Below are 19,701 nucleotides of genomic sequence, written 5' to 3'. Positions count from 1 at the left end.
AAGCCTGACACCCCGCGGCGCTCTCAGGTTCATCGTCGGAACGCCGCCCGGAGCAAGCTCGCTCCTACAGTCAGTTGTGCAAATACGGGAGCGATCAATGTGACCAGCATGGAACCCGGCAACACTGGTGTCGATCCGCGCCTGAGCTTCGATGACCCGCTGCTGGACGGTCTGTTGATCCTCTGCAAACTCCATGGCGCGACGGTCAGTCGTGCCAGCCTCAGTGCCGGGCTGCCAATGGCACACCAACGCCTGAGCCTGGACCTGCTGCCCCGCGCAGCGGCCCGGGCCGGTTTGCAGGCGCGCCTGTTGCGCCGCGACCTCAAGGACATCTCCCCGCTCAACCTGCCGGTGCTGCTGTTGCTGAACAACGGCCGTACAGCGGTGCTACGCCGCATCGGCGATGACGGCAAGGTGCTGATCCTGCCCAGCGAAGCCGACGGCGGCGAACAGTGGATCAGCCCTGAAGAACTTGCAGAGCATTACTCTGGCCAGACCCTGTTCGCCCGGCCACGGCATGAACTCGAAGACCTGCGCTCACCCTTGGTGCCGCGGGTGCAGGCCTGGTTTCGCGACACCCTGAAGCTGTCGAAATGGCTGTACAGCGACGCGATCCTCGCCAGTTTCCTGATCAACCTGCTGGGCCTGATGGTGCCGCTGTTCGTGATGCAGACCTACGACCGCGTGGTGCCGAACCAGGCCACATCGACCCTGTGGGTGTTGTCCATCGGCTTGCTGATCGGCACCGTTTTCGAATTGGTACTGCGCGTGGTGCGCGCGCATTTGCTGGACACCGCCGGGAAGAAAACCGACGTGATCCTGTCGGCGACCTTGTTCGAACGCATCACCGGCATGGCGATGAAAGCTCGTCCGGCGACCATCGGCGGTTTTGCCCAGAGCATTCATGACTTCCAGGGCCTGCGCGAATTTCTCACCGCTGTGACCCTCACCAGCCTGATCGACCTGCCCTTCGCCTTGCTGATGCTGCTGGTGATCGGCCTGCTCGGCGGCTGGCTGGTGGTGATACCGGTCCTGGCGTTCCCGATCACGATCATTTTCGCCATGGTGATCCAGGCACGCCTGCGCGACACCGTGCAAAAAAGCCTGACCCTGGGGGCTGAACGCCAGGCCCTGCTGATCGAAACCCTCGGCGGCCTGGAAACCCTCAAGGCCTGCAGCGCCGAAAGCGAACGCCAGCACAAATGGGAAAGCACCCACGGCGCCCTTTCCCGCCTCGATAGCCACGCGCGCAACCTGGCGGCGCTGGCCACCAACGGCACGCTGTTCATCCAGCAATTTTCCGGGATGGCAACCATCGTCGCCGGGGTCTACAGCATCATCGCCGGCAACCTGAGCGTCGGCGCACTGGTCGCGACCTACATGCTCGGCAGCCGGGTACTGGCGCCGCTGGGGCAAATCGCCGGGTTGATCACCCGTTACCAGCAAGCGCAACTGACCATGAAAAGCACCGATGCGCTGATGTCGCTGCCCCAGGAAAGGGATGCCCGGCAACGGCCACTGGAACGTACGCAACTGCAAGGCGCGCTGGATGTGGTCGGCGTGACGTTCCACTACAACGGCCAGAGTGCACCGGCGCTGGCCAATGTCGGCTTCAGCGTGAAACCCGGCGAACGGATCGGCATCATCGGTCGTAGCGGCTCGGGCAAAAGTACCCTCGCGCGACTGATGATGGGCTTCTACGAACCTGCCGAAGGGCAGTTGCTGCTCGATGGCCTGGATCTGCGACAACTGGACGTCGCCGACCTGCGCCATCAGATCGGTTATGTCGCCCACGACCTGCCACTGCTGGCCGGCAGCCTGCGCGACAACCTGACCCTCGGTGCGCGCTACATCAGCGATGCGCGCATGCTCGAAGTGGCGGAACTGACCGGCGTCACCGAACTGGCCCGACAACACCCGCAAGGCTTCGACCGGCCCGTCGGCGAACGCGGGCAATTGCTGTCCGGCGGTCAACGCCAGGCCGTGCTGCTGGCCCGGGCGCTGTTGCTGGACCCGCCGATCATGCTGCTGGACGAACCCACCAGCGCCATGGACAACAGCAGCGAAGACGTTCTGCGGCAAAAGCTCCACGGCTGGGTCCAGGGCAAAACCGTGCTGCTGGTGACCCACCGTACCTCGATGCTCAGCCTGGTGGATCGGTTGGTGGTGCTGGACAACGGGCGGATCGTCGCCGACGGACCGAAAGAAGCGGTCATCGATGCACTGCGCAAGGGCCGTGTCGGCTCGGCGGCGGTCTAGGAGTTGCCCATGTCTGCGGATCTGCCTGTAACGTCGAAAGAGCGTGGCTACTTCAACAGCTTTTCAAAAAGCGCTGAAGTCGAATTCATGCCGGAAACCGCCGGCGCTTCATTGCAAGACTCGCCACGCTGGTCGCGGATCACGGTGTGGCTGGCGGCGGCGCTGCTGATCAGCGCGCTGGTCTGGGCCAGGTTCGCCGTGTTGCAGGAAGTCACCATGGGCGAAGGCAAGGCCATTCCATCGAGCAAGGTGCAGGTGATCCAGAACCTCGAGGGCGGCATCGTCACCGAGATCTTCGTGCGCGAAGGGCAAATGGTGAACAAGGGCGACACCCTGTTGCGCCTGGATGACACGCGCTACCTGTCGAACAAGGGCGAAAGCGAGGCCGATCGTTATGCACTGACCGCGCAGGTCGAACGGTTGTCGGCGGAAGCCGAAGGCCGCCCCTTCAAACTGTCGGAAGAAGTGATCGCCAAGGCCCCGCAAGTGGCCGAGGACGAACGCTCGCTGTACGAACAACGGCAACGTCGACTGGCCAGCGAACAACGCACACTGACCGAACAACTGCGGCAAAAAACCCAGGAGCTGGCGGAGTTCCGCTCCAAGGCGGGGCAATACGGTTCAAGCCTGGCCCTGGTCAACCAGGAGATGGCCATGTCCGAGCCACTGGTCAAGACCGGTGCCGTGTCACCGGTGGAGATCCTGCGCCTCAGACGCAGCGCCGTGGAAATCCGCGGCTCGCTGAACGCCACCACCCTGGCGATTCCCCGGGCGGAATCGGCAATTGCCGAGATCAGGAGCAAGATCGACGAGTCGGAACAGACCTTCCGCTCGGAGGCGGCCAAGGAGCTGAATGAGAAACGCACCGACCTGTCGAAAATCACCGCATCGAGCATCGCCATCGACGACCGCGTGACCCGTACCACGGTGATATCGCCGGTCAAGGGCATCATCAAGGTACTGAAGGTCAACACCATTGGCGGCGTAGTCCAGCCGGGCAGCGACATGGTGGAAATCGTGCCCCTGGAAGACAACCTGCTGATCGAGGCCAAGGTGAGGCCACAGGACGTCGCCTTCCTGCATCCGGGGCAGAAAGCCATGGTCAAGTTCAGTGCCTACGACTACACGATCTATGGCGGCCTGAGTGCCAAGCTTGAACTGATCGGTGCCGACACCATCACCGATGAGAAGGGCAACAGCTTCTACCTGATCCAGGTGCGCACTGATAAAAACCATTTGGGCGGGGATGTGAAACCCTTGCTGATCATCCCGGGGATGGTGGCGACGGTGGACATCATTACCGGGGAGAAGACGGTGCTGGATTACCTGCTTAAACCGGTGCTCAAGGCGCGGACTGAGGCGATGCGGGAAAGGTAGTTTCTTTCAGGGATTTTTGGTGAGTGTTCTGCCGCTTTCGCGAGCAGGCTCGCTCCCACAAGGGACCGCATTTCTACTGGAAGAACCCGGCCAACTGTGGGAGCGAGCCTGCTCGCGAAGAGGCCAGCGCAGACAACGACTATTTCGGCCCATGATTACGCTGAAAAACCTCCTCCCCCATCGCCGCAATCTGCCCCTCGATCAACGCCTCGAACGGCTTCAACAACGGCTCGAATGAAGCCGGCGCTTCAAGCACCTGCAACGCCTGCACAATCGCCTCCACCGTCGACAGCGCTCCCGGCCCCGGTGCCTTGCGCAGCCGATAACGGGACACGCCGCCCTCGGCCAGGGCCACTCGGGGCAATGCCGCCAGCAGCGGGTTCAAGTGCAGCATCTTGCGCGCCTTGCGCCAGGTGCCGTCCGGCACCACCAGCAGCAACGGATCATCGGATGCGCTGTAAGCCTGCATCGGCTGCGCATCGTCGGCGGGAAACAACAACCGCGCCTGATAACCCGGTTGATTCAACAGCCTCGGCAAGTCCTCGAACACCTCGCCGACGATCAACTCGGCATTTTTCAAGCCCAGCGCCGCCAGCCGCGCGGTGTTCAGCGCATGGTTCACCTCGCTCGGATGTTGCAACAGCAACACCCGGGTGCGGCTGTCGAGGCTGGGGATCAGTGGGCACAGGCAATGGCTTTGCGGACGCAGGCAGCGCGGGCATTGAATTCTGGACATCGATTTTATTCCCTCAGGCAGCCTGATTCAGTTGCGCCTTGAGCAGATCGCGGAAAGTCTGGATCAACGGCTCGCGGCTGCGGCCCCGACGCACGATCATCGAGAATGGAGCCTGATACCCGAAAGTCGCCGGCAACAGCACACGCAAGTCGCCCTTGTCGGCCCAGGCCTGGGCATAGTGCTCCGGCAAGTAGCCGATGTAGGCGCCGGACAGCACCAGGATCAGCTGCGCCTCCATACTCTCCACCGTCGCGGCGCTGTGCTTGAAGCCATGGCGAGCCAGTTCGGCCTGGCTCCAGTAGCCGCGACCAACCATGCGCTGCTGGGTGATGACCTGCTCGGGAATGCGCCGCTCGTTGAACAGCGGATGCCGCGTGCTGCAATACAACCAGTGCTGTTCACGGTACAGCGGCATGTACACCAGGCCGCTCATGCGCGTGGAAAACGCGCCGATGGCCAAGTCGAGACGGTTGTCCTGCACGCCCAGTTGCAGTTCATAGGGGCTCATCACCGACAAATGCAAATGCACCGCCGGGTGTTCCTGGCTGTAGGCGCCGATGGCTTCGGCGAACGGCAAGGCCTTGTCACTGACGGTGGAGTCGATCACCCCCAGGTTCAACGTGCCGCGCAATTCGCCCTTGAGCGCGGCGGCGTATTGTTCGAACCCTTCCAACTCGCCCAGCAGACGCAGGGTTTCCTGATGGAACAACTCGCCCTTGCTGGTCAGGCTGAAACCACCACGGCCGCGATGGCACAGCACCAGGCCCAGCGCCGACTCGAGCTGGCTCATGTAGGTGCTGATGGCTGACGTCGAGAGGTTGAGCTCTTGTTGGGCGTTGGCGAATCCCTGATGACGCACCACGCTGACGAAGATGCGCAATAGTTTCAGGTCGGGTAAAGCGTTGGCCATGGGATCTGCGAACTCCGCTCGATGCAAGGTCAGTCTGGTGGCAACCATTCGGCCGCCTTCGCTGGCAAGCCAGCTCCTACAGATGATGCTGTGCACGACCCGAAACCTGTAGGAGCTGGCTTGCCAGCGAAAAGGCCATTCGACACACCACATCAGCTGCGGAGTGAAGTCTAATCCTCCCCGGACCATTAGTTTAGAAAAATCTGAACTAAGTATTTGCCCGTAGCGATTCTTCCCGGCCACTACATTTCGCAGAATCGGCTCAAAGCGGCGCCCGTACCTTCTGTGAACGGCGTGCCTGCATAAATAAAACAACGACGATGAGGCCTTACCCGTGGAAAAGATTCTTCACCAACCACTGGGCGGCAACGAAATGCCGCGTTTCGGCGGCATCGCCACCATGCTGCGACTCCCCCATGTTCCTACCGCTGCCGGCCTGGACGCTGCCTTCGTAGGCGTGCCCCTGGACATCGGTACTTCCCTGCGCCCTGGCACCCGTTTCGGGCCGCGTGATATCCGCGCCGAATCGGTGATGATCCGCCCGTACAACATGGCCACCGGTGCTGCTCCGTTCGACTCGCTGTCGGTTGCCGACATCGGCGACGTGGCGATCAACACCTTCAACCTGCTGGATGCCGTACGGATCATCGAAGAGTCCTACGACAACATCCTCGAACACGATGTGATCCCGCTGACCCTGGGCGGCGACCACACCATCACCCTGCCGATCCTGCGTGCCATCCATAAAAAGCACGGCAAGGTCGGCCTGGTGCACATCGATGCCCACGCCGATGTGAACGATCACATGTTCGGCGAGAAAATCGCCCACGGCACCACTTTCCGTCGCGCCGTCGAAGAAGGCCTGATCGATCCGGACCGCGTTGTTCAGATCGGTCTGCGTGCCCAGGGCTACACCGCTGACGACTTCAACTGGAGCCGCAACCAGGGCTTCCGTGTGGTCCAGGCCGAAGAGTGCTGGCACAAGTCCCTGGAACCGCTGATGGCCGAAGTTCGCGAGAAAGTCGGCGGCGGTCCGGTGTACCTGAGCTTCGACATCGACGGCATCGATCCGGCCTGGGCGCCTGGCACCGGCACCCCGGAAATCGGCGGTTTGACCACCATTCAGGCCATCGAGATCGTTCGTGGCTGCCAAGGCCTCGACCTGATCGGTTGCGATCTGGTAGAAGTCTCGCCCGCTTATGACACCACCGGCAACACCTCGCTGCTGGCCGCCAACCTGCTGTACGAAATGCTCTGCGTACTGCCTGGCGTAGTCCACCGCTGAGGATTGGTCATGACCGAACGCGATCAGGTCTTGAAAGCGGCCGCCGATCTGGTGTCCGCCTTCGCCCGCAACGATCGCGAAGCCTACTTCGGCGCGTTCAGCGCCGATGCCAGCTTCGTTTTCTACACCCTCGAACAGCCACTGCTGTCACGCGATGCCTACCAGGCCTTGTGGGACAGCTGGCGTGCCGAGGACGGCTTCGAAGTGCTGTCATGCACCTCGAACAACGCCTTCGTCAGCCTGCAGGGTGATGTAGCGATTTTTATCCATGACGTCGCCACCGAGCTGCGCATGCAAGGGGAGCAACACTTCAGCCAGGAGCGCGAGACGATTGTTTTCAAGAAACAAGCGTCTGGCCAAGAACAACAAGGCCTATGGCTGGCCTGCCACGAACATTTGTCCGCGATGCCGGAAGGGCTGCCAACCCCTTAGCCAACACGGGTGACGCTCACGCACGATGAGCGCGCCTTTATGATCGGAGCTGATCATGAATAACAACAACAAAGACCAAAGCCTTACGCAAATTGAAACTCACGGGGTCGAGCAGATCCCGGACAACGAACGCACCGCAGGCCCGACGGACTTGTTCCGGATGATCTTCGGTGGTTCGAACACCTTTGCCACCGCCGTTCTCGGCAGTTTCCCGGTGCTGTTCGGCCTGTCTTTCCAGGCTGGCGCCTGGGCGATTGTGCTGGGCGTGTTGCTCGGTTCGCTAATCCTCGCGCCGATGGGCCTGTTCGGCCCGATCAACGGCACCAACAACGCCGTATCTTCCGGTGCGCACTTCGGCGTGCACGGGCGGATCGTAGGTTCGTTCCTGTCGCTGTTGACCGCTATCGCCTTCTTCTCCCTCTCGGTGTGGAGTTCGGGCGATGCGTTGATCGGTGGTGCCAAACGCCTGATCGGCCTGCCGGAAACCGACCTGACCCTGGGCCTGGCCTACGGTCTGTTCGCGGTTCTGGTGCTGACCGTGTGCATCTATGGCTTCCGTTTCCTGCTGTGGGTCAACAAGATCGCAGTATGGAGCGCCAGCCTGTTGTTCCTGCTGGGGGCTTTCGCTTTTGCCGGTCCCTTCGATGTGAACTACGCCGGCACCGTGAACATGGGGCAACCGGGGTTCTGGGCGGCGTTCATCGGCGCTGCGCTGGTGGCCATGAGCAACCCGATTTCCTTCGGGGCGTTCCTGGGCGACTGGTCGCGCTACATTCCGCGTGATACCTCCAAGCGCCGCATCATGGCCGCTGTGGTGATTTCGCAGATCGCAACCTTCATCCCGTTCCTGTTCGGCCTGGTCACTGCCACCATCGTCGCGGTCAAGGCGCCGGACTACATCGCGGCCAACAACTATGTGGGCGGCCTGTTGGCGGTATCGCCGAGCTGGTTCTTCCTGCCGGTGTGTCTGATTGCGGTGATCGGCGGCATGTCCACCGGCACCACCTCGCTGTATGGCACCGGGCTGGACATGTCCAGCGTGTTCCCACGGGTGCTGTCGCGGGTCAAGGCCACGCTGCTGATCGGGGTGATGTCGATTGCCTTCATTTTCATCGGACGCTTCGCGGCGAACCTGGTGCAGAGCGTGTCGACCTTCGCCGTACTGATCATCACCTGCACCACTCCGTGGATGGTGATCATGATCATCGGCCTGTTGGTACGTCGCGGTTTCTACTGCCCGGATGACCTGCAAGTGTTCACCCGTGGCGAGAAAGGTGGCCGTTACTGGTTCACCCATGGCTGGAACTGGCGTGGCCTGGGTGCCTGGATCCCGAGCGCGGCCGTCGGCCTGTGCTTCGTGAACCTGCCGGGGCAATTCGTCGGACCACTGGGCGAAATGGCCGGCGGTATCGATATCAGTCTGCCGGTGACCCTGGGCCTGGCCTCGGTGGTTTACCTGGTCTTGCTGAGTCTGTTCCCGGAACCGACTGCGGTGTTCGGCCCGAACGATCCACGCAGCATGAGCAAGGATTCGCTCGTTAAACCGGCGATGCGACAAGTCGCCTGATAAACGCATTACCTGTGGTCAACGCATGACCTGTGGGAGCGAGGCTTGCCCGCGATGAACGATGAAGCGGTTTGCCTGACGGACCGCGGCGCGCCCTTCGCGGGCAAGCCACGCTCCCACAGGGATCGATGTTTGCTCAGGAATTGATTTTTAGTTCCACATAAAAAAGACAATCGGAGACACGCCATAATGGCTTTGGATTTATTCGTCGTACTCATCTACGCCGCCGCGATGCTGATACTCGGCTACTACGGCATGCGCAAGGCCAAGACCAACGAAGACTTTTTGGTCGCCGGTCGTAACCTCGGCCCGACCCTGTACATGGGCACCATGGCTGCCACCGTCCTCGGCGGCGCGTCCACCGTGGGCACCGTGCGCCTGGGCTACGTGCATGGCATCTCCGGTTTCTGGCTCTGCGCCGCACTGGGTTGCGGAATCGTGGCGCTGAACCTGTTCCTCGCCAAACCGCTGTTGAAACTGAAGATCTACACCGTTACCCAGGTGCTGGAAAAACGCTACAACCCGATGGCCCGCTCCGCGAGCGCGGTCATCATGCTGGCCTATGCCTTGATGATCGGCGTCGTTTCGATCCTGGCGATCGGTACCGTGCTGCAAGTGCTGTTCGGCCTGCCGTTCTGGATTTCGGTACTGCTCGGCGGTGGCGTCGTGGTGATCTACTCGGCCATCGGCGGCATGTGGTCGCTGACCCTGACCGACATCGTCCAGTTCGTGATCAAGACCGTTGGCCTGATGTTCATCCTGCTGCCAATCTGCATGTACCGCGTTGGCGGCTGGGATCAATTGGTGGCCAAACTGCCGGCAGCGAGCTTCAGCTTCACCACCATTGGCTGGGACACCATCATCACCTACTTCGTGATCTACTTCTTCGGCATCCTGATCGGTCAGGACATCTGGCAACGGGTGTTCACCGTGAAGACCGCTAAAGTGGCTCAGGTTGCCGGTACCGCTGCCGGTATCTACTGCATTATCTACGGTCTGGCGTGCGCCCTGATCGGCATGGCCGCTCACGTACTGATCCCGGATCTGGACAACGTCAACAACGCATTCGCCGCCATCGTGAAACTGTCCCTGCCGGACGGTATCCGTGGCCTGGTCATCGCTGCCGCACTGGCCGCCATGATGTCCACCGCCAGCGCCGGCCTGTTGGCTGCCGCCACCACCCTGAGCGAAGACCTGCTGCCGAAACTGCGCGGCGGTAAAGCATCGAGCCTGGGCCTGAACCGCCTGGTGACCCTGTTGACCGGTCTTGTCGTACTGGGCATCGCTCTGGTAGTGAACGACGTGATCAGCGCCCTGACCCTGGCCTACAACCTGTTGGTTGGCGGCATGCTGATCCCGCTGATGGGTGCGATTTTCTGGAAACGCGCCACCACCGCCGGCGCCATCGCCAGCATGAGCGTGGGCTTCGCCACTGCCCTGCTGTTCATGGTCAAGGACGGTCTGGACGCCAATACCCCGATCTACTACAGCCTGGTAGCAGGTCTGGTGAGCTTCGTGCTGGTCAGCCTGATGTCCCGTCGTCCGGCACTGGTGACCAGCGCCGCCTAAGCTGAACATAACGACTTGATGCTTTTCTTCGACGGGTGTGGCGTCGGTTGCCACACCCGTTTTTTTTCGTCTGGAGAAAACCTTTGATGAAAATTGTTTCCCGCGATCAGTGGTTCGAGGTCAAACAACTCAGCGACGGCATTCGTTTGATTCACGAGCCTTACATTCGCCCTTTCTACCGCTGCAATCTCTGGCATGTGCAAGGTCGCGACAAGGACCTGCTGCTGGACAGCGGTTCCGGGCTGGTCAGCCTGCGCGAGCAATTGCCGTGGATCACCGAGCGCCCCCTGGTGGCGGTGGCCAGTCACTGCCATTTCGACCACATTGCCGGGCATCACGAGTTTTCCGAACGCCTGGTACACCCGGCCGAAGCGCAAATCCTGGCCGCACCGGACGGTGAAAACGATTTGAGCCGGATGTTTGTCGGCGACGACATGTTCGAGGCGCACCCCGATTGCCCGTTGTGCTACGCCGAATATCGGGTCAAGGCCGCGCCGGCCACGGGTACGATCGAAGAAGGTGATGTACTGGACCTGGGCAACCGGGTGCTGCAAGTGCTGCACACGCCGGGACACTCACCGGGCGGCATCAGCCTGTATGAAGCGGCCACCGAGACCCTGTTCAGCGGCGACATCATTTACGACGGGCCGCTGATCGAAGACGCTTATCACTCCAACCTCGACGACTATGCACGCAGCCTGCAACGCTTGCGCACCCTGCCGATCCGCACGGTGCATGGCGGGCATTTCGGCAGCTTTTCCGGGGAACATCTGCGCCACATGATTGACGAGTGGCAGCGCTCACACGGCTGAAGCCTGCTGTACTCAAGCCCGGGGCGACCAAAACAATAACGCCCTCGAAGATCGCCATGAAAAAAGCTGCCGTTCGTGCCGCCGTGCATCGCTACATCAGCCGCCTGCTGGAAGGTCAGGATGACTTCGACGACAACACCAGTCTGGTGCAGTTGGGATTGGACAAATCGGATATCGAAGAGCTGATCTTCCATCTGGAAGACGAACTCGGCTTGACGGCGTTCACCGCCGAGGAAGACCGGATGCTCAAGACAGCCAGGACGGCGAACGACTTGAGTCGGTTTTTGATGAAGATTGGGCGGCATTGAAAACTTACGCCACCAGAGCAGGTATACCCTTTGTGGCGAGGGAGCTTGCTCCCGCTCGAGGGCGGAGTCCTCGCAAAACCTCTCAAAGCGCCACGACTGAAACCTTGGTATCAAGAGGGGCTGCTTCGCAGCCCAGCGGGAGCAAGCTCCCTCGCCACAAAAAAGCACCCTCTCAACGGTTTGTTCGCTTACCGGCGACGCTGCTGGCGTCGGCGTTGCTCGTCGTCGGTGCGAATGGGCACAGGTTGCAGAGGCGGTTCGATCAAACCGAGCGCGACACCCAGGTCATGCAGCCAGTTTTGGATTTTCTCTTTCATGATGCCCCCTTCAGGGTAGTGCCGAGCGACCGGAATTCTGTAGCCGCTTGGAACTGATAATAGTCCGAAGTCCTGAGCAATGCTCGCCCAAAGTGGCAATGATCTGTTACTGAATCGATCACAATCCGATGGCATTAAATCATGCAATCGCGCGGACCAGGCTTTGCGCCGACGGAAAGAGCGCCTGTTGCTCCTCGATCCACGCGTTCAGGTTGGCGCCGACCATGCCCTTGCGCCACATCAGCCAGGTGGTCGCGCTGGCAAACGGTTCAGGCAACGGATGGACCGCCACGCTTTCGCGCCCCGGCAGGCTGGCGAGCATCGACTCCGACATCAACGCCACGCCCGAGCCGGCAATCACACAGGCGAGCATTCCCGGATAGGATTCGATTTCAATCGCCCGGCCCATCGCCGCATGATCATGAGAAAACCAGGACTCCAGGCGCATGCGATAGGAACAGCCCTGACGAAAGGTGAACACCGAACGCCCTTCCACATCCCTTGCACTGAGCACGGGAGGATGATCAGACTCGCTGATCAGCACCAACCGCTCCTCGCACAACAACACGCCATCGAGCACGGCCAGTTCCGGTGGTCCGTCCACCAGCGCCGCATCGAGCCGGCCGGTGAGCAAGCCTTCCAGCAACTCACCACTGGGCCCGGACTGCACTTGCAGGTTCACCGCCGGGTAACGCTTGTGATAGCGCGCCAGCAACGCCGGGAGGTGAATGGCGGCGGTGCTGTACATGGTGCCCAGTACGAAGTCGCCGGCCGGTTGTCCACCCTGGACCGCGGCATGGGCTTCGTCGTGCAAGGCAAACAGCCTGGCGGTGTAGTCCAGCAGGACTTTTCCCGCGGGCGACAATTGCAAACGCTGACGCTCGCGAACGAACAGTTCAACGCCCAATTGTTCTTCAAGCTGCTTGAGCCGGGTCGACAGATTGGACGGCACCCGGTGTAGCCGCTCGGCGGCACGGGTGATGGACTCTTCCTGCGCCACCGCCTGGAAAATCCGCAATTGGCTGAATTCCATGGCATTCTCCAAAAAAGAACAAGTTACCCACTATTATTCTTTTCTAGAGAATGTCAATCGACCCAGGCTGGACGGTGCTCAGGACTGCCCAAGCGCTCTGCGCAAACGACGACGCACCCACTGCTCGGCGCTGACAAACGTGATGCCCAAAAGCACCAGAATCGCGCCAATGACGAAGTTCAGGCTCAGTTTTTCGCCCAACAACACCACCCCGAACGTGACGCCGAATAACGGCGTCATGAACGAAAACACCGCCAGGTTCGCCGCCAGATAGCGGCGCAACAACCAGAACCAGATCAGATAGCTGAAGAACGACACCACCACGCCTTGGAACAGCACGCTGGCTACCGCCACGCGGGTCAGGCTGACGTGGGTGATCTGACCACTGAGCAGCGCGATCAACAGCAAACCGAAGAAGCCGACGATCAGTTGGTAAAACAATGTCAACGTCACCGGCGCCTCCGACAACCGCGAAGCCCGCACCACGACGGTGGTCGCGCCCCAGGCCGCCCCGGCCAGCACGCCCAGCGCATCGCCCATCAACATGCGGTAATCGAGATTGTCCCAGGACACGCCACCGGCAAATGCGATGGCAATCCCGACGAATGCGAGGAAAATCCCCAGCCACTGCACAGGCCGCAAACGCTCGCTCGGCAGCAGCCAGTGCACACCCAGTGCGGTGAAAATCGGCGCAGTGTAGAGGAACACCGACATATGCGCGGCCGTGGTCAATTGCAGGCCTTCGGAAATGAAGAAGAACTCCAGCCCGAACAACGCACCGGCCAACAACCCGCCGCGCCAGGTGTTGCCAACCTGACTCCAACCGCCCTTCCAGCAGATCAACAATCCCACCAGCAATGCAGACATGCCCGAGCGCCCGGCCGCCTGCATGACCGGCGCGATGTCGGGCGCCGCCCACTTGATCATGACCTGCTGAACGCCCCAGACCAGGCACAACCCCAACATCACCTGCAAGGCGAATCCATCGGCGCTACGCCGGGTGGCGCTCACCGGAAAACCTCGACAACAACACGATCCATGGCAGTGACTCGGCAGTAAAAGCAAAACCCCGACACAAGGTCGGGGCGAAAATATCGATTATTAACCAGATGTACAGAAATTACCCACGGTAGGAGCGAGCTTATCAGCTCAGTTCAATGCGATCGGCATGAATGACAATCTGGCCATTCTTGTACAACGCACCAATGGCCTTTTTGAAGTTGCCTTTGCTGACACCGAACATACTGCTGATCACCGTTGGGTCGCTCTTGTCGCTGACCGCCAGGGTGCCATTGTTCTCACGCAACTTGGCGAGGATCTTCGAGTTCAGGCTGGTGGCCGCTTCCTGGCCGACCGGCTGCAGGCTCAGGCTGATCTTGCCGTCGGCACGAACTTCCTTGATGAAGCCCTTCTCTTCCTTGCCCGCGCGCATGAACTTGAAGATTTCGTTCTTGTGGATCAGGCCCCAGTGCTTGTTGTTGATGATCGCCTTGAACCCCATGTCGGTGGCTTCGGCAACCAGCAGGTCGACTTCCTGGCCCGGGGTGTAGTTGGCCGGGGTCTTGTCCAGATAGCGGTCCAGGCGAGCCGTCGCGGTGATGCGGCGGGTGTGCTTGTCGAGATAGACATGCACCACGGCGTATTCGCCGGCCGTCATCTGGCGCTTTTCTTCCGAAAACGGCAGCAACAGATCCTTCGGCAGGCCCCAATCGAGGAACACACCGATGCTGTTGACTTCAACAACTTTCAAGCTGGCGAATTCACCGACTTGAACTTTCGGTTTTTCTGTCGTCGCGATAAGTTTGTCATCACTGTCCAGATAAACAAAAACATTGAGCCAGTCTTCATCTTCGCTGGGAATATCTTTTGGAATATAACGATTAGGCAAAAGTATTTCGCCATCCGCGCCACCGTCCAGATATAAACCGAAGTTAGTGTGTTTAACCACTTGCAAACTGTTGTAACGCCCGACTAAAGCCATGTCCAATACCCTCATTGCGTGGGCGGCATTCTACCCGTTTTTGCCGGCCGCGTTCGGCGGCCGGGCCGGTGGCGCGAGAAAATCCTCCGAAGGCCTTAATTTTCCTGGATTTCGCCGCACCCGAGTGGCCGCTCGTCTGACCACCCCGACAATTTTCGACGCTCTCGGCCCGGTCAAAATCGTTATTTTGTCGATCCATGTTTTTATTTAAAACAGCGACTTAGGGGATATTTTCCAATAATAATCCGCCATTTATCCTGCACCCGCTGTGAAACCTCCACGGGATATTTGCCAAGCAAATTGCAGGTAATTCCTGTACGATGCCTGGCCAAGTTAATTTTCTACAGGTTAATGGCCGCCATGCGCGTAAAAGCATCCACCAGCAAAGCAAAGCCAGCTCCAGCCGTCGAAACCAGCGAATCGATCAATAACCAGATTGCTGCGTTCCTCAAGTCCGGCGGTGAAATCCAGCAAATTGCCAAAGGCGTCAGCGGTCAGACATTCGGCCCGTCCAAGCAGATCACCCTGGGCAAGAAATAAGAGCAACCCTCGGCATCACCTGGTCCACAAGCGCTTTGAGCTTCGAAGCGCTTGGACTGGAACCCTCCCCGCAATACCCCCTCCCCATACCCCAACGCTCATAAAAACCTGCTCAGCCATCAGGCCACGTGCTCTTCTTGCTCGCCTTCCCTTGATCGGCTGAACTGCCGGGCTCATCCTGCGTTCACATGAGAATCAGATCCAGAAGCCAGGCTTTCGCAAGGATTCGCCCATGTCTCGCTGGTTAAGGCACATTGCCTTCGTGCTCACACTCATCCTCGCCCTCGGCGCATGCAGTCGAATGGGCCTGGCTTACCGCAACCTCGACGTCATCATTCCCTGGACGCTCAGCGACTACCTGGACATGAACGGCGAACAAAAAAGCTGGTTGAATGAACGTCTCAAGGAACACCTGACCTGGCACTGCACCACGCAATTGCCGGGTTATCTGGATTGGCTGGACCGCTTGCAGACCATGGTCGCAACCAACCAGGTCACCGATGCCGCCCTGCAAGCGCGCACCGAAGAGGCCGAACAGGCCATCGCCGAGACCGCCCGGGAAATCACCCCATCGGCCATCGAGTTGCTGCAAGGACTGGATGACAGGCAGGTCGCTGAAATGAACGAGGCCTTCGCCAAGGACCAGCGCAAACGCCAGGCGCAATACCTCAAGCCGCCCCTCGAGCAGCAGATCAAAGACCGTGGCGAGCGCATGGAGAAACGCCTGGGTGATTGGCTCGGGCCACTCAGCCCCACGCAACAACAGCGTGTCGTCGCGTGGTCCAATGCCCTGGGTGACCAGAATACGCAATGGATCGCCAACCGTGTCCACTGGCAGAAACAGTTCAGTGCGGCGGTGGCGCAACGTCACGGCCCTGAATTCCCACAGCGAATCGAGACACTTCTGGTGAATCGTGAGCGCTTGTGGACACCGGAATACCGCCAGGCTTTCGCCAAGACTGAAGCGCAGGCGCGTTCGCTGTTTGTGGATTTGATGGCCGAAAGCACGCCGGAGCAGCGTCAGCGATTGCTGATAAAAATCGAGGGTGTGAGGAAGGATTTCAGCGATTTGAAATGCCTGAAGGCGGCAAAAAAGGGTTGATGGCAATACACATGACTTGTGGGAGCTGGCTTGCCAGCGAATCCAGACACCTCGGTGTGTCAGTGACACCGACTTCGCTGGCAAGCCAGCTCCTACATTGGATTTGCGTAAAGTCAGGCAATCTGCGCCTTCGAAGCCACCTCATCAAACGTCACTTCATCCAGCGCATCCTGCTGCTCATCGAGCACCTGACGCGGGTGGTCATTACCGGGAATGCTGCTGTCGATCAGGCTCAACAGCCTCGAGCCACGCAGGGTCAGAATGTAGTTGGAGCCAGTGCCGCCCTGCTCCTCGGGCCGGGGTTCGATATAGCCTCGTGCCAACAGTAATTTTTCGTACTCACCGGCCACCGCTTTCAAGTGGTCGAGGTTTTCAGGTACCTCGCCCTGCGCAGCTTTTTCAGCCGCGTATCGTTCGGCATAAGGTCGTGGCGTGAAGCTGGCTTCGCCGTTCTGCACTTCGTGCAGCAAGCGTTCAATCAAATCCCAGTTATAAGTCGTCATCCTGATTCAACCTCCGGTGCCCGTGATTGATAGGGCCTTCATAGATTGTGACCGGCGCACCCGGCAGCCGTTCAGCTCAGGTTTTTACGGCTACCGACCGGCGGCATGTCGAATTACGCAGTGACCAAACGACTAGGCTGTGTAAATCACCTCCCAGCCCCACGCAGGAGAAATCATCATGAACATTCAGAATCATCCCGTCGTGTCCCGGGAAGAATGGCTCGCCGCCCGCAAACAGCACCTGGCCGTCGAAAAGGCGTTCACCAAGGAGCGAGATCGACTGAGCGCCGAACGCCGCGCCTTGCCCTGGGTGAAAATCGACAAGGACTACCGCTTCCAGGGCCCACAGGGCGAACTGAAACTCGCTGACTTGTTCGGCGGCCGCAGCCAACTGGTCATTTACCACTTCATGTTCGCAAAAGGCTGGGATGAGGGTTGCCCTGGTTGCTCGTTCCTCAGCGATCACATCGACGGCGCCAACCAGCATCTGGCCCACCACGACGTAGCCGTGGTGGCGGTTTCCCACGCACCGTTTGCCGAATTCCAGGCCTTCAAACGGCGCATGGGCTGGACATTCGACTGGGTGTCATCGGCGGGCAGCGATTTCAACTACGACTTTGGCGTCACCGCCCGCGCCGAGGACGTCGCTGCCGGCAAGGCTACCTACAACTACGAAAAAACCGACGGATCCGAAGAAGAACTCCCAGGCCTCAGCGTGTTTTATCGCAACGAGGCCGGCGAGATTTTCCACACTTACTCGACCTACGCCCGTGGCCTGGACCTCCTGGTTGGCGCCTATAACTACCTTGATCTGACGCCAAAGGGCAGGAATGAAGAGGAAATCATGGAGTGGGTGAGGCATCACGATAAGTATGAGGAAGCAGTGAAATCCAGTTGCTGCCATAGCGGATAATATTTCGCACTGCCGGGCCTTTGCAGGAGTGAGCCTGCTCGCGATAACGGAGTGTCTGCACATTGTTTGCGACTGATGCACCGCTATCGCGAGCAGGCTCACGCCTACAAGGATCGCTGAACTTTTTCAGTCCTTGAACCCTCAACCGGTTAACCCGCCTTAACCGGAACTGAGGCCTGAAGAATGAAAAACCTGCTGAAACTCACTCTCGTCGCCACCCTTGCCTGTGCCCTGCCCGCTTGGGCCTGTACCCCAGACGAAGCCACCGCCAAGCGCGAACAGCTGGCCCAGGAAGTCAGCAAGCTCACCGAACAGAACCCGGCTAAAGCCAAGGAGATCAACGATGAGTTACAGAAGATGGACCTGAAAACTGCCTCCAAGGATCTGCCGGACAAGTGCCAGCTGATCGATCAGCGCCTGAAAGAGCTGGGAGCGGCAGAGAAGAAAACCGAAAGCTGACCAGGATTACACCTTCAAACCAAGCTCCGCCGACAGCCGGGCCGTGACCTCTTTGATCAAGGGAATCAGCTCGGCCATTTTTTCCAGCGGCATATACGGCACGGTGCTGGCGATGCTGATGCCCGCGACGATGCGTTTGCTGGCGTCGCGGATCGGCGCCGCCACACAGCGGATCGAGGGTTCGTTATCTTCCAGGTCGAAAGCGTAGCCACCTGCCACGTACTCGAGCATGCGCTGCTGAAACTGCTCCCAGGACTGCTCCAGGTGCTGTGGCCAGAACTGATTTTTCCCACCTGCAGGCAGACTGATTTCGTACAACCGCTGCCACTCTTGCGGCGTGTCGTCGAGCATCAGCGCCTTGCCGATCCCGGTGCGCGCCAACGGCATGCGATGGCCGACCCGCGAACGCATTTCCGGACCGTTGCGCCCCGGATTCTTGTGCAGGTACAACACCTCATCGCCTTCGCGGATCGCCAGGTGAATGGTGTCGCCGGTCAACGCCGACAACTCATCCAGGTACGGCCCGGCCAGGGTCACCAGCGGCAACTCCTCCCGCGCCTGAAACCCCAGTTCGATCAGCTTCGGTCCCAACAAATAGCCAACTTGCGGCACCACCCGCAGGTAACGCTCATCCACCAGGCAACTGGCCAGGCGATGGGTGGTGCTGCGCGTAGTGCCGATCAGCCGGGCGATTTCCTTGAGATCGCGGGCGCCGCTGGCCACGGCCTGAACCACACCCAGGCCGCGAAGCAGGGTCTGGGTGCCGGTCGGCGCGGTCTCCTTGGCGATTTTTGGGGCGTCTTCCTGCATATCCAGCCTTTACCGTTGAGCGAATGAACGGGCGGCATTATGGTCGGCCTACCGCTGCCACTACAACTTGATACGCTCGACCTTGCCCACCAACAAGATGTAGGAAAGCGCACCGATCAATGCCAGAACCGAGACATAGGTAATCGCCGGAAAAGTCTTAGCGAAGGGCTTTCCAGGCAGCCACGTAGGCCTTGGCATTGGCCGCCACTTGCTCCGGTGTCATGCCCGGCTTGAACAGACCGGAACCGAGGCCGAAACCTTTGACGCCAGCGTCGATAAACGCCTGCATGTTGTCCGGGGTGATGCCACCGACCGGCGCCAGGATCGTTCCCGCCGGCAGCACCGCGAGCCAGGCCTTGACGACCGCCGGCCCCATTTGCTCGGCCGGGAACATCTTCAGCACGTCCGCGCCCTCGGCCAGAGCCGCGAAGGCTTCGGTCGGCGTGGCGACACCCGGCGACAGGTACAGACCGGCCGCTTTCGCCGCGCGCAGCACCTTGGGATCGCTGTGGGGCATGACGATCACCTGGCCACCCGCCGCCTTCACCTGCTCGACCTGCTCCGGCGTCAGCACCGTGCCCGCGCCGATCAGGCAATCGGCAGGCAAGGTACTGCGCAGGATGCGGATACTTTCGTACGGCTCGGGGGAATTGAGCGGTACTTCGATGACGCGAAATCCGCCCGCGTACAGGACTTCTCCGATGGCCACGGCTTCTTGCGGATGCAGGCCGCGCAGGATCGCGATCAGACCGTTTTGCGCCAGTGCTTGTTTGAGCATGTCAGGGCTC

22 protein-coding genes are annotated in these 19,701 nt (G+C 60.1%); 13 read left to right on the top strand and 9 right to left on the bottom strand.

The annotated features are described in order from the left end of the window. The first annotated feature begins 99 nt into the window (after window positions 1-99). Together BJ917_RS15030 and BJ917_RS15025 are read left to right on the top strand one after the other, a co-directional pair. A complete protein-coding gene (locus BJ917_RS15030; protein ID WP_121103740.1) occupies window positions 100-2,259 on the top strand; it encodes a type I secretion system permease/ATPase in 2,160 nt (719 codons plus the stop codon). 9 nt (window positions 2,260-2,268) lie between these two features. Continuing rightward, window positions 2,269-3,636, top strand: a complete 1,368-nt coding sequence (locus tag BJ917_RS15025) for an HlyD family type I secretion periplasmic adaptor subunit (RefSeq protein WP_121103739.1) — start codon at window positions 2,269-2,271, stop codon at window positions 3,634-3,636. Window positions 3,637-3,775: 139 nt separating this feature from the next. On the opposite strand, the gene BJ917_RS15020 is transcribed toward BJ917_RS15025, so the two are convergent. Both BJ917_RS15020 and BJ917_RS15015 read right to left on the bottom strand, forming a co-directional pair. Beyond that, window positions 3,776-4,372: a tRNA-uridine aminocarboxypropyltransferase gene (locus tag BJ917_RS15020; protein ID WP_121103738.1), complete on the bottom strand. Its 597-nt coding sequence runs from the start codon at window positions 4,370-4,372 to the stop codon at window positions 3,776-3,778. 13 nt (window positions 4,373-4,385) lie between these two features. Then, window positions 4,386-5,282, bottom strand: a complete 897-nt coding sequence (locus BJ917_RS15015) for a LysR family transcriptional regulator (protein WP_096515527.1) — start codon at window positions 5,280-5,282, stop codon at window positions 4,386-4,388. Window positions 5,283-5,616: 334 nt separating this feature from the next. On the opposite strand from BJ917_RS15015, the gene speB reads away from it, so the two are divergent. The 6 genes from speB (at window position 5,617) to BJ917_RS14985 (ending at window position 11,255) form a co-directional block, all read left to right on the top strand. After that, the gene (speB, locus tag BJ917_RS15010; protein ID WP_096512883.1) at window positions 5,617-6,567 is read left to right on the top strand and encodes an agmatinase; all 951 of its coding nucleotides are present in this window, start codon (window positions 5,617-5,619) and stop codon (window positions 6,565-6,567) included. Between the two features lie 9 nt (window positions 6,568-6,576). Then, window positions 6,577-6,999: a nuclear transport factor 2 family protein gene (locus BJ917_RS15005; RefSeq protein WP_121103737.1), complete on the top strand. Its 423-nt coding sequence runs from the start codon at window positions 6,577-6,579 to the stop codon at window positions 6,997-6,999. A 55-nt stretch (window positions 7,000-7,054) separates the two neighbouring features. Next, on the top strand, window positions 7,055-8,566 hold the full coding sequence (locus tag BJ917_RS15000; RefSeq protein WP_121103736.1) for a cytosine permease: 1,512 nt from the start codon (window positions 7,055-7,057) through the stop codon (window positions 8,564-8,566). 189 nt (window positions 8,567-8,755) lie between these two features. Beyond that, window positions 8,756-10,135, top strand: coding sequence for a sodium:solute symporter (locus tag BJ917_RS14995; protein ID WP_121103735.1), 1,380 nt, complete (start codon window positions 8,756-8,758; stop codon window positions 10,133-10,135). A gap of 86 nt (window positions 10,136-10,221) precedes the next feature. Continuing rightward, window positions 10,222-10,947: an MBL fold metallo-hydrolase gene (locus BJ917_RS14990; protein ID WP_121103734.1), complete on the top strand. Its 726-nt coding sequence runs from the start codon at window positions 10,222-10,224 to the stop codon at window positions 10,945-10,947. A 56-nt stretch (window positions 10,948-11,003) separates the two neighbouring features. Further along, on the top strand, window positions 11,004-11,255 hold the full coding sequence (locus tag BJ917_RS14985; protein ID WP_096512888.1) for an acyl carrier protein: 252 nt from the start codon (window positions 11,004-11,006) through the stop codon (window positions 11,253-11,255). A 188-nt stretch (window positions 11,256-11,443) separates the two neighbouring features. Here BJ917_RS14985 and BJ917_RS32325 read toward each other — a convergent pair whose 3' ends face one another. The 4 genes from BJ917_RS32325 to BJ917_RS14970 all read right to left on the bottom strand — a co-directional run bounded on the left by BJ917_RS32325 (window position 11,444) and on the right by BJ917_RS14970 (window position 14,586). Next, complete coding sequence (locus tag BJ917_RS32325; RefSeq protein WP_007914492.1) at window positions 11,444-11,572, bottom strand: PA1414 family protein; 129 nt, start codon at window positions 11,570-11,572, stop codon at window positions 11,444-11,446. A gap of 139 nt (window positions 11,573-11,711) precedes the next feature. Continuing rightward, a complete protein-coding gene (locus BJ917_RS14980; RefSeq protein WP_096512889.1) occupies window positions 11,712-12,605 on the bottom strand; it encodes a LysR family transcriptional regulator in 894 nt (297 codons plus the stop codon). 78 nt (window positions 12,606-12,683) lie between these two features. Beyond that, window positions 12,684-13,616: a DMT family transporter gene (locus tag BJ917_RS14975; RefSeq protein ID WP_121103733.1), complete on the bottom strand. Its 933-nt coding sequence runs from the start codon at window positions 13,614-13,616 to the stop codon at window positions 12,684-12,686. A 133-nt stretch (window positions 13,617-13,749) separates the two neighbouring features. Next, window positions 13,750-14,586, bottom strand: a complete 837-nt coding sequence (locus BJ917_RS14970; RefSeq protein ID WP_096512891.1) for a S1 RNA-binding domain-containing protein — start codon at window positions 14,584-14,586, stop codon at window positions 13,750-13,752. Between BJ917_RS14970 and BJ917_RS31790 the strand changes: the two genes are divergently transcribed. The 3 genes from BJ917_RS31790 (at window position 14,585) to BJ917_RS14960 (ending at window position 16,228) form a co-directional block, all read left to right on the top strand. Beyond that, on the top strand, window positions 14,585-14,797 hold the full coding sequence (locus tag BJ917_RS31790; RefSeq protein ID WP_147432573.1) for a hypothetical protein: 213 nt from the start codon (window positions 14,585-14,587) through the stop codon (window positions 14,795-14,797). The two genes, BJ917_RS14970 and BJ917_RS31790, sit on opposite strands and share 2 nt — an antisense overlap. 140 nt (window positions 14,798-14,937) lie before the next feature. Beyond that, window positions 14,938-15,126, top strand: a complete 189-nt coding sequence (locus tag BJ917_RS14965; protein WP_028621608.1) for a hypothetical protein — start codon at window positions 14,938-14,940, stop codon at window positions 15,124-15,126. Between the two features lie 232 nt (window positions 15,127-15,358). Then, entirely contained in the window at window positions 15,359-16,228 is an 870-nt protein-coding gene (locus tag BJ917_RS14960) for a DUF6279 family lipoprotein (RefSeq protein WP_096512892.1), read from the top strand. 113 nt (window positions 16,229-16,341) lie between these two features. On the opposite strand, the gene BJ917_RS14955 is transcribed toward BJ917_RS14960, so the two are convergent. Beyond that, entirely contained in the window at window positions 16,342-16,731 is a 390-nt protein-coding gene (locus tag BJ917_RS14955; RefSeq protein ID WP_096512893.1) for a transcriptional regulator, read from the bottom strand. A 178-nt stretch (window positions 16,732-16,909) separates the two neighbouring features. Between BJ917_RS14955 and BJ917_RS14950 the strand changes: the two genes are divergently transcribed. Continuing rightward, entirely contained in the window at window positions 16,910-17,644 is a 735-nt protein-coding gene (locus BJ917_RS14950; RefSeq protein WP_121103732.1) for a thioredoxin family protein, read from the top strand. 183 nt (window positions 17,645-17,827) lie between these two features. Beyond that, a complete protein-coding gene (locus tag BJ917_RS14945) occupies window positions 17,828-18,103 on the top strand; it encodes a hypothetical protein (RefSeq protein ID WP_096512895.1) in 276 nt (91 codons plus the stop codon). A gap of 6 nt (window positions 18,104-18,109) precedes the next feature. Here the strand turns inward: BJ917_RS14945 and BJ917_RS14940 are convergent, their stop codons facing one another. Both BJ917_RS14940 and BJ917_RS14935 read right to left on the bottom strand, forming a co-directional pair. Then, window positions 18,110-18,913, bottom strand: coding sequence for an IclR family transcriptional regulator (locus BJ917_RS14940; protein WP_121103731.1), 804 nt, complete (start codon window positions 18,911-18,913; stop codon window positions 18,110-18,112). 157 nt (window positions 18,914-19,070) lie between these two features. Beyond that, window positions 19,071-19,691: a 2-dehydro-3-deoxy-6-phosphogalactonate aldolase gene (locus tag BJ917_RS14935; RefSeq protein ID WP_121103730.1), complete on the bottom strand. Its 621-nt coding sequence runs from the start codon at window positions 19,689-19,691 to the stop codon at window positions 19,071-19,073. Window positions 19,692-19,701: the final 10 nt, after the last annotated feature.

It is taken from the genome of Pseudomonas sp. WPR_5_2, from assembly GCF_003634475.1.
GTDB lineage: Bacteria > Pseudomonadota > Gammaproteobacteria > Pseudomonadales > Pseudomonadaceae > Aquipseudomonas > Aquipseudomonas izuensis.
This window is presented reverse-complemented; position numbering and strand designations above follow the sequence as displayed.